Raw genomic sequence first — 9,740 nt, 5'->3', positions numbered from 1 at the left:
AGGGCGGCGAGTCGTCCGCGGCCGAGCCGCCGCCCGCGGACGACTCGCCGCCCTCACCACCGGCTCCGCCCCCGGGCACCTCCCGGGACTCGACCGGGCTCTGCTCGCCCTCGCTCCCGTACATCAGCCGGGAGCCGTCCGCGGAGTAGCTGACGGACTCGCCCTGCCCCGCGAGCGGCACGCTGAGCCGCCCCTTGCGCTTGATCTTCCCGTCCGTCGCGTCGTCCCACGCGTACTGGATGCCGCCGAAGTACGACCGCACGGCGAGCTGCCGGCCGTCGGGCGAGAAGGCGGCGTCGGTGGCCCACAGATCGACGGGGGCGATCGGCCGGAAGACGTTGCCGCCCGAGGCGGAGAGTTCGGCGGGCCCCTCGTAGAGGTGCCCGCCCTCCTCCTTCTTGTCGACGATGTAGACGCGTCCGGTCTTCGGGTGCACGACGAGGGACTCGGCGTCGCGGGCCCCGTCGGAGTACGTGACGACGTACTGCGTGGCCCGCACGGTCTGGTCCCGCAGCTCCTTCGGCTCGGGCAGTTCGTAGATCCACACGTGGGGCCAGGTGCCGCCGAGGTTGTCGCCGATGTCCCCGATGAAGATCCGGTTGTCCGGCCCGACGGAGATCGCCTCGACGTCCCGGGGACTGCCGACACCGGTGAAGGTCACCCGGGCGACGGTCTCGCCGGTGGCACTGTCGACGGCGTAGAGGTAGGCGCCGTCGTCGCTGTCGTTGTGGGTCCAGTAGACGCCCGGGTGGAGCCGGGAGGCGGCGAGCCCGCTGGACTCGGTGATCCGCGGGTCCTGGATCGTGAAGGAGTCGTTCCCGGCACCCGCGTCGTCGCCGTCGGCGGCCGCGGCGGGCGCACCGAGCGCGCCCACGAGCAGGACCGGAGCGGCGAACAGGGCGGTGGCCGCGGCGAGCGGGGCGAGGGGTCGGCGCATGACCCAAGAGTGCCATTGCGCCCAGCAGTTCACGGCGGGTGGTCGGGCTCACATCGCGTCGGCGGGGCGGATCCAGGATGATGACCGGATGCTCAGGTTCATGCCCGTCGGCGACTCGATGACCATCGGGAGCGCGGGTGAACACACCTGGCGCTACCGGCTGTGGCAGCACCTGTGCGCGGAGTACGGCGGCCCCTTCACCCTCGTCGGCCCGCGCGAGACGCTGCACGACCCGCAGACGGACTCCCCCACCTCGCACGCCTACGCCGACCCGGACTTCCCGCGCGGGCACCTGGCCGGCTGGGGCGAGGGCTGGCACCACATGGTGCCGCTGATCGGCGAGACCGTCCGGACCCTGCGCGCCGACGTGCTCCTGGTCTCCCTGGGCCTGATCGACCTCGGCTTCTACACGAACCCCGAACAGACCGCGGACAACGTCCGCGCCTTCGTCGCGGCGGCACGCGCGGCCAACCGGCGCGTGCGTCTGGTCCTGCTCCCGGTGATACCCAACATCCGCGCGGAGGCCGACCCGGACTTCGCCGCCCAGGTCGCCCGCTTCAACGACCTCCTGGCGAAGACGGCCGTCGACCTGGACACCCCGGACTCCCCCGTCCTCCTGGCCGCGCTTCCGCCGGCGTACGACATCCACACCGACACCTACGACGGCACCCACCCCAACGCGAGCGGCGAACACAGGATCGCGGAAGCCTTCGCGGAGGCGCTGTACCGGGGCTGGGAACTGGGCGGGCCCTACACCTCGGCGTAGGGGCTCACTCCGAGGGGCCGGAAGGACCGGGAGGTTCCCGGTGGTTCCGAACCGCCCTGGGCGGTTCCAGGGGATCGGGGCGGATCCGGGTCGATCAGAGATGATCCGGAGGGACCCAGACGAATCCGGGTGGAGCCGAGGTGGAACCAGGTGCCTCCGGGTGACTCCGGAGGCCGTCTTCGGGGCGTCCTGCCCTGCGGTCGGTCCGCGGCTCAGTGGTCCTCGGTGATCCTGGTCGCGATGCCGTTGCTGATGGTGACCTCGGCTCCGACGCCCTTCTTGGCCGCCTTCTCGAGTTCGGCCTCGGTGCACTCGGTGGCGCTCTGCCCCGCCGCGTCACCGCAGATGTCGCCGGCTCCCCAGATCTCGGTCTCCTCGGAGAGGAAGAACGCCTGCTCGATGCCCTTCGTGTCGGAGACCGTGTACTTGCCCGGCGCCAGGTAGGAGACGTTGCCGAACCAGGTTCCGTTGACGCCCTTGCCCTTGTCGATGCCCTCGACGGCGGTCTCGCCGGAACCGGAGTCGGAGCCCGAGCCCGAGTCGGAGCCCGAGTCGGAATCGGAGCCGGAGTCGGCGCCCTGCTGGGCGGCACGCCGCTCGGTCACCAGGGTCGCGACACCGTTCTTCATCTCCACGTCGGCGCCCACGGCGTCCTTCTTGGCGGCCGCCTCCAACTGGTCCAGCGTGCAGGGCGCGTCCACCTTGGCCCCCGCCTCGCCGCATACCGTGCCGGCTCCGTAGACCTCGGTGTCGTCGGCGACGAAGAACTGCTGGTCGTCCTTGCCCGGCACGGACACGATGTACTTGCCCGGGGCGAGATAGGTGACCTTCCCGTTCTTGAACGAGCCGCTGACACCCTTCGCGTTCCCGGCGGCCGACGCCTCCACGCCCGTTCCGCCCGTGCCGGACGCGCCGTCCTCGACGTCGTCGTTCTGGCACGCCGTCATCAGCAGCCCGGCGGTGATCACGGCGGTGGCGACGACGGCCTTGCGCAGGTGGCGGTTCATCATGGGAGGTCCCTTCCGAGGGCGGGGCGGGAGAGAGCCGACGGCGTTTCCGCCGGTTTCCCGCCCTGTGCCGACTATGACGAGCCCCGGAGCCCCCAGGTCACGCCCGTCTTTCCTTCAGAACACCGCCGTGACAGCGCCGCGACACGGCAACACATCTGCTGTGGACGGCAGTTCGTCGACGCGCCGCCTTGCGTCACGCGGACGAAGGTGGACTTCGGCGACCCCCTGGTCCCGATCCCCTGGTCCCGACCCGCAGGGTGGCGGACCCGACGGTCACGACCGCAGGCCTTCCCCGCGACCGATCCCGTCCCCGCTTGCCTGGAGCGCACTCCAGGCCGTTGGCTTGGGAACCATGAAGTACACACAGCTCGGACGCACGGGACTGAAGGTCGGCCGACTCGTCCTCGGGACGATGAACTTCGGTCCGCAGACCGACGAGGCCGACAGCCACGCCATCATGGACGCGGCGCTGGACGCCGGGATCAACCTCTTCGACACCGCCAATGTGTATGGCTGGGGCGAGAACAAGGGCCGCACCGAGGAGATCATCGGCACCTGGTTCGCCCAGGGCGGCGAGCGGCGCGACAAGGTCGTGCTCGCCACCAAGGTGTACGGGAACATGGGCGCCGACGGCGAGGCGTGGCCCAATCACGACAAGCTGTCCGCCCTGAACATCCGGCGGGCCGTGGACGCCTCGCTGAAGCGGCTGCGGACCGACCACATCGACCTGTACCAGTTCCACCACATCGACCGCGACACCTCGTTCGACGAGATCTGGCAGGCCGTCGACGTCCTGGTCCAGCAGGGCAAGATCCTCTACGCGGGGTCGTCCAACTTCCCCGGGTACAAGATCGCCCAGGCGAACGAGACCGCGGCCCGGCGCGGCGGGACCATCGGCCTGGTCAGCGAGCAGTGCCTCTACAACCTCGCCGAGCGCCGCGCCGAGATGGAGGTCATCCCGGCCGCGCAGGAGTACGGGCTCGGAGTCATCCCCTGGTCGCCGCTGCACGGCGGGCTGCTGGGCGGTGTGCTCAGGAAGGAGGTCCAGGGCGGGCGCCGCGCTTCCGGACGGGCCGCCGACGCCCTCGCCGACCCGGCCGCACGCGCGCGGATCCAGGCGTACGAGGACCTGCTCGACAAGCACGGCATCGAGCCCGGCGAGGCGGCCCTGGCCTGGCTGCTGACCCGGCCCGGGGTGACCGGCCCGATCGTCGGTCCGCGCACCGCCGAGCAGCTGGAATCGGCGCTGCGGGCGGTCGAGCTGGAACTGAGCGAGGAACTGCTGGCCTCACTGGACGAGATCTTCCCGGGCCCGGGGCCGTCCCCGGAGGCCTTCGCCTGGTAGGAAACGGCCTGCTCCGGCACCGGGCACGACAGGCGCCGGCGCAGGCCGGCGTCAGCGCAGACCGGCGGTGGCGTCGCGGCTAACCGAGCGCCGACGCCACGGCCACCACGACGAACATCAATACGAGCGCACCGGCCATGATCCGGTTCCGGGTTTTCGGGTCCACGCCATCGAGCCTAACCGGCCGCCCCGAGCGGGCAGCGCGCGACCACCTCGTAACGGGGCTGCTCGCCCGGTACACCCGACCTCGGAAGGTGGCTGCGCACCAGCGCCGCCTCGCCCACGGTCCAGGCCCGGCTCCGGAACCCGGCCAGCGCCCGCAGGTACGGCTGCGCGTCGACGCCGGTGCGGCTGCGGGCCAGCGACAGGTGGGCCTTGTAGCGGCGGTGCTCCCCCATGTCAACGCCCGCCTTCCGCCCCGCCGCCTCCGCGCGCTCGGCGAGCAGGCGCAGGGTGCGCAGGTCACCGTCCGCCCCGGCCCACAGCGCCCGCCCGTGCCCGAACTGGCCGCCACCGCTCAGAGCCAGCCGGAAGGAATCGGTGCGGGACCCGGCCCGCTCCAGGCGGGCGGTCAGCTCGGGTACGAGATCGTCGTCGACCTCGCCGTAGAAGGCGAGCGTGAGGTGCCATCCCGGACGGCCCGTCCAGCGCAGGTCCTCCGCACCGGGCAGCCGCCGCAGCGCCTCGACCTCGACGGCAAGCTCACGGGACACGTCCTCGGGGGGCAGCACGGCGGCGAAGAGTCTCATGTGCCCAGTCTTACCGGGGAACGCATGTACACCCGCAGGTGTCCTGGTCACCGTGCGTATCGTTGTACTGCGCGGCTGCATGCATCGAGCGGCAGCCGGGGAGGAGCGCCACGATGACCGTCCTCGAAGACAGGATCGCGATGGCCGACACCGGAGACGAGCTCACGCTCGACACGATGTTCGAGTGGCTGGAGAAGTTGCCCATCCCCGAGGGTTACAAGACCGAGATCGTCGGGGGCCACATCTTCATGACGCCACAGCGCCGCACTCACTGGGACATCATCCTGAACATCGTCGAGCAACTGCGCGCCAAGTACCCGCGCGGGCGTATGACGTCCGACGTCCGCATGGACTACCCAGGACGTCTCAACGGGCTCGCGCCCGACGTGGTGGCGCTCGCGGAGGGCGCTCAGGAGGACGCCCACGGACGCTGGCGTCACGAGGACGTCGAGTTCATCGCCGAGGTGATCTCCAAGGACACCGCCGGCAACGACTACGGGCCGAAGAAGGACACGTACGCCTCCGCCGGCGTGCCGGTGTACCTGATCGTGGACCCGTACACCGGCGAGTGGCACCTGCACACCCTGCCGAAGGACGGTACCTACCACGGCACCGTCGGCTTCGGCTTCGGTGAGGAGATCGACCTGACCGGGACGGTCGTCGGCCTCGTCCTCAAGAGCGACGAGTTTCCCCGCGACTGACCGCCCCCGCCGGTACGGCCGCCACCGACATGCCGTCCGGACCGGTGCCTCCCGGGATGCGCGGCACGAACCGCATCCGCGGATGCCCGCCGCCCCAGCCGACCGTCAGGCGCAGGTTGCCGACGCGGGCCAGGATCAGGCCGATCACGGCGGCGGCGAGGGCCGCGACGGCACCGCCCGTCGCCAGGCCCACCCGGGCGCCGTAGGTGTCGGTCATCCAGCCGACGATCGGGGCGCCGACGGGCGCGCCGCCGAGGAAGACCATCATGTACAGGGCCATGACGCGACCGCGTACGGCCGGGTCGGTGGCCATCTGGATGCTGGTGTTGGTGGTGACGTTGACCGTCATGGCGAACAGGCCGATCGGGATCATGAGCAGGGCGAACAGCCACAGGGTGGGTGCCCCGGCCGCCACGATCTCCAGTCCGCCGAAGGCCACCGCCGCCAGGATCAGCAGCCGCAGCCGGGCCGTGCCGCGCCGGGCGGCGAGCAGGGCGCCGGCCAGGGAACCGACCGCCATCAGCGTGTTGAACAAGCTGTAGGCGCCCGCGCCCCCGTGGAAGACGTCGTCGGCGAAGGCCGAGAGGTAAACGGGGAAGTTGAAGGCGAAGGTGCCGATGAACCCCACCAGGACGATGGGCCAGAGCAGCTCGGGCCGGCCCGCGACATAGCGCAGCCCCTCCCGCAGCTGTCCCTTGCCGCGCGGGGACGGCGTGACGGCGTGCAGTTCGCGGGCCCGCATCATCATCAGGCCGGCCAGCGGCGCGACGAAGGAGACGCCGTTGAGCAGGAACGCCCAGCCCGTGCCGACGCCGGTGATCAGCAGGCCCGCGACGGCGGGGCCGACCAGCCGGGCGGACTGGAAGTTCGCGGAGTTCAGGCTGACCGCGTTCTGCAGCTGGCCGGGGCCGACGAGTTCCGCGACGAAGGACTGGCGGGCGGGGTTGTCGACCACCGTGGCCAGACCGGTGACGAAGGCGGCGACGTAGACGTGCCAGACCTCGACCTGTCCGGTGAGGGTGAGGGCGGCGAGCGCCAGCGAGGTGAGGGCCATCGCCGACTGGGTGACGAGCAGCGTGGGGCGCTTGCGCAGGCGGTCGACGAGGACGCCGCCGTACAGGCCGAACAGCAGCATCGGCAGGAACTGCAGGGCCGTGGTGATGCCGACGGCGGCCGAGGAGGCGGTGAGGGTGAGCACCAGCCAGTCCTGGGCGATGCGCTGCATCCAGGTGCCGATGTTGGAGACGACCTGGCCGATGAAGAACAGGCGGTAGTTCCTGACCTTCAGCGAGGAGAACATCTTGGACGTGCGGGTGGCCCGGTCCGGCGCCTCGGGGTCGGTCGGGGTGTCGTGGGTGTCAGGTGCGGGGGCGGAATCTGCTCCGGGTCCCGTACTCAAGGTTCGCCTCCTGGTGACAGCTACTGGGTTTCCTAGATGTGTGCGAGCTTCTCCAGGACGGGGGCGGCGGCACGGAGCTTCGCCCACTCGTCCTCGTCGAGCTGCTCGGTCAGGGTGGCGAGGAAGGCGTTCCGTCTGCGGCGGCTCTCCTCGAGCATCGCCTCCGCCTGTTCGGTCTGCGTGACGACCTTCTGGCGCCGGTCGTCCGGGTGCGGCTCCAGCCGGACCAGCTCCTTGGCCTCCAGCAGCGCCACGATGCGGGTCATCGAGGGCGGCTGGACGTGTTCCTTGCGGGCGAGCTCGCCCGGGGTGGCCCGGCCGCAGCGGGCCAGGGTGCCCAGCACCGACATCTCGGTGGGGCTGAGCGACTCGTCGACGCGCTGGTGCTTGAGTCGACGGGACAGGCGCATCACTGCGGATCGAAGGGCGTTCACGGCGGCTTCGTCGTCACCCTGGCTGAGGTCCGGCATGTTATTTAGTTTAACTCATTACTCTCGCTAAAGGACTGCTCGGGTCGAGCTCAAGTTCCACCGGCGCTCGTGACGTCGGCCACCCACACGCGGGACCGTTCGGTCGAATCGCTCACTCGAATCACTCATATGAGTGATCCCGGCGTGGATGCGGACACGCCGAGCCGGGATGTGCGGCAACGCTCATGCCCATGGGGACCGACGTACTCAGCCTGCGCATGAACCACGAGCTACTCGAACGGCTCCGGCAGCATGCCGCCAAACGCGGAATGAGCGTCCAGGACTATGTCGTCCGGACGCTCATTCGCGATGACTTCGACCAGCGGTTCCAGACCGCCGTCGAGGAGACGGAGAAGTTCTACGACGTCACCTGAGCCGCGGCGCGGAGCCGTACCGCGAGCCGTAGCGCCTCTCCCGCCGGGCCGGTGCCGATCAGGCCGGGTCGGGTCAGGCCGGGTCGGGTCAGGTCAGGCCCAGCGCCGGCATCAGGTAGTAGAAGGCGAAGACCGCCGACACCACGTACAGCGGCACCGGCACCTCCTTGCCGCGCCCGGCCGCCAGGCGCAGCACCACGAAGGTGATGAAGCCCATGCCGATGCCGTTGGTGATCGAGTAGGTGAACGGCATCATCACCATGGTCACGAAGGCCGGGATGGCGATGGTGTAGTCCGCCCAGTCGATCTCCTTGATCGAGCCCGCCAGGATCAGGAAACCGACCGCGAGCAGCGCCGGGGTCGCCGCCTGCGACGGGACCATGGTGGCGACGGGCGTGAGGAACAGCGCGACGGCGAAGAGCGCACCGGTGACGACGTTGGCGAAGCCGGTGCGCGCACCCTCGCCGACACCGGCGGTGGACTCCACGAAGGCGGTGGTGGCGGAGGCGGAGCTGGCGCCGCCCGCGGCGACCGCGACACCGTCGATGAACAGGACCTTGTTGATGCCGGGCATCTGGCCCTCGCCGTCGGTCAGCTTGGCCTCGTCGGAGATGCCCATGATCGTGCCCATCGCGTCGAAGAAGCACGACAGCAGCACGGTGAAGACGAACAGGACGCCGGTCAGCACGCCGACCTTGCCGAAACCGCCGAACAGGCTGACCTCGCCGATCAGGCCGAAGTCGGGGGTGGCGAACGGGTTGCCGGGCCAGGTCGGGGTCGTCAGGCCCCAGGAGGGGATGTCGGCCACGGCGTTGATGATCACGCCGAGAACGGTCATCGCGACGATCGAGATGAGGATCGCGCCGGGCACCTTGCGCACGATCAGCGCGAGGGTGAGCAGCGCGCCGAGGATGAAGACGAGGACCGGCCAGCCGGTGAGGTGACCGTTGCTGCCGAGCTGCATCGGCACGGTGGTGTGCGCGGCGTCCGGGATGCGGGAGATGAAACCGGAGTCGACGAGGCCGATCAGCATGATGAACAGGCCGATACCGATGGCGATGGCCTTGCGCAGACCGTGCGGGACGGCGTTCATCACACGCTCGCGCAGACCGGTGGCGACCAGCAGCATGACGACGAAACCGGCCAGCACCACCATGCCCATGGCGTCCGGCCAGGACATGCGCGGGGCGAGCTGGAGCGCCACGACCGAGTTCACGCCGAGGCCGGCGGCCAGTGCGATCGGCACGTTGCCGATGACGCCCATGAGCAGCGTGGTGAACGCCGCCGTCAGGGCGGTCGCGGTGACCAGCTGACCGTTGTCGAGCTGGTTGCCGTACATGTCCTTCGCGCTGCCCAGGATGATCGGGTTCAGCACGATGATGTAGGCCATCGCGAAGAAGGTGGCGAATCCGCCACGGATCTCGCGGGGCAGGGAGCTGCCCCGCTCGGAGATCTTGAAGTAACGGTCCAGTGCGCCGGAGTCGGGGCCGGGCCCCGGCTGATCGGGCATCGGAGCCTTGGCGGGGGCCGACGTGGACATGCGGAAACCTCATCACCGGCGGGCCCTATCGAAAGCCCTTTGGTGTTTTCTACGAACAGAAGCGGCCAGAGACAAACAGATTCAGTATGAACATATAACGACACCGCCGCTATCTCCGCGCGTAGACGAGCGAGGGAGGCGTGGCGCGGACGCGGCGAACGTCACACCCTCCGCTCCTCGTAAGCTGTCCGCATGGCCGCTTTCTTCTCGGGTCTCTCCGACATCGTCAAGGGGAACCCCCAGCACGAGGCACCGGAGCCCCTCGAGGGCCCCGTGGTCGCCACCATCGTCGGCGGCACGATCATCTGGTTCGCCCTCTTCCTGGTGCAGCTGCCGTTCTACGGCTGGTTCGACGACCGCGGCCACACCTGGTGGCTGTGGACCTGCCTGGCCGGCGGACGTACCAGATGCCGATGAAGCCGAGCCCGCCGCCGGCCAGGCAGGTCCAC

The 9,740-nt window shown here is 70.0% G+C and carries 10 protein-coding genes and 1 pseudogene; 5 read left to right on the top strand and 6 right to left on the bottom strand.

From position 1 onward, the window contains the following. The coding region (locus tag AOK11_RS29015) for a hypothetical protein (protein ID WP_055596684.1) at nucleotides 1-937 on the bottom strand (937 nt) is incomplete at its 3' end. 88 nt (nucleotides 938-1,025) lie between these two features. Between AOK11_RS29015 and AOK11_RS29010 the strand changes: the two genes are divergently transcribed. Beyond that, nucleotides 1,026-1,703: a GDSL-type esterase/lipase family protein gene (locus AOK11_RS29010; RefSeq protein ID WP_055596683.1), complete on the top strand. Its 678-nt coding sequence runs from the start codon at nucleotides 1,026-1,028 to the stop codon at nucleotides 1,701-1,703. Between the two features lie 212 nt (nucleotides 1,704-1,915). Here the strand turns inward: AOK11_RS29010 and AOK11_RS29005 are convergent, their stop codons facing one another. Beyond that, nucleotides 1,916-2,713 (bottom strand): hypothetical protein, encoded by a 798-nt coding sequence (locus AOK11_RS29005; protein WP_079035150.1) that lies wholly within the window; start codon nucleotides 2,711-2,713, stop codon nucleotides 1,916-1,918. A gap of 352 nt (nucleotides 2,714-3,065) precedes the next feature. On the opposite strand from AOK11_RS29005, the gene AOK11_RS29000 reads away from it, so the two are divergent. Further along, on the top strand, nucleotides 3,066-4,058 hold the full coding sequence (locus tag AOK11_RS29000; RefSeq protein ID WP_055596682.1) for an aldo/keto reductase: 993 nt from the start codon (nucleotides 3,066-3,068) through the stop codon (nucleotides 4,056-4,058). A 176-nt stretch (nucleotides 4,059-4,234) separates the two neighbouring features. On the opposite strand, the gene thpR is transcribed toward AOK11_RS29000, so the two are convergent. Further along, nucleotides 4,235-4,807, bottom strand: coding sequence for an RNA 2',3'-cyclic phosphodiesterase (gene thpR, locus AOK11_RS28995; protein ID WP_055596681.1), 573 nt, complete (start codon nucleotides 4,805-4,807; stop codon nucleotides 4,235-4,237). Nucleotides 4,808-4,920: 113 nt separating this feature from the next. On the opposite strand from thpR, the gene AOK11_RS28990 reads away from it, so the two are divergent. Next, nucleotides 4,921-5,508: a Uma2 family endonuclease gene (locus AOK11_RS28990; RefSeq protein ID WP_055596680.1), complete on the top strand. Its 588-nt coding sequence runs from the start codon at nucleotides 4,921-4,923 to the stop codon at nucleotides 5,506-5,508. Here AOK11_RS28990 and AOK11_RS28985 read toward each other — a convergent pair. Continuing rightward, entirely contained in the window at nucleotides 5,480-6,907 is a 1,428-nt protein-coding gene (locus AOK11_RS28985; protein ID WP_240497529.1) for an MFS transporter, read from the bottom strand. The two genes, AOK11_RS28990 and AOK11_RS28985, sit on opposite strands and share 29 nt — an antisense overlap. Nucleotides 6,908-6,939: 32 nt before the next feature. Continuing rightward, a complete protein-coding gene (locus AOK11_RS28980) occupies nucleotides 6,940-7,377 on the bottom strand; it encodes a MarR family winged helix-turn-helix transcriptional regulator (protein ID WP_055596679.1) in 438 nt (145 codons plus the stop codon). Between the two features lie 191 nt (nucleotides 7,378-7,568). Here AOK11_RS28980 and AOK11_RS28975 point away from each other — a divergent pair, with 191 nt between their 5' ends. After that, a complete protein-coding gene (locus tag AOK11_RS28975) occupies nucleotides 7,569-7,751 on the top strand; it encodes a hypothetical protein (protein ID WP_055596685.1) in 183 nt (60 codons plus the stop codon). Nucleotides 7,752-7,839: 88 nt separating this feature from the next. Here the strand turns inward: AOK11_RS28975 and AOK11_RS28970 are convergent, their stop codons facing one another. Further along, nucleotides 7,840-9,291: an NCS2 family permease gene (locus tag AOK11_RS28970; protein WP_055596678.1), complete on the bottom strand. Its 1,452-nt coding sequence runs from the start codon at nucleotides 9,289-9,291 to the stop codon at nucleotides 7,840-7,842. 192 nt (nucleotides 9,292-9,483) lie between these two features. Here AOK11_RS28970 and AOK11_RS28965 point away from each other — a divergent pair. Then, nucleotides 9,484-9,690, top strand: a pseudogene (locus AOK11_RS28965) (hypothetical protein); the annotation flags it as partial. Nucleotides 9,691-9,740 lie beyond the last annotated feature (50 nt).

It is taken from the genome of Streptomyces hirsutus (assembly GCF_001418415.1).
GTDB classification, from domain to species: Bacteria; Actinomycetota; Actinomycetes; order Streptomycetales; family Streptomycetaceae; genus Streptomyces; species Streptomyces hirsutus.
This window is presented reverse-complemented; position numbering and strand designations above follow the sequence as displayed.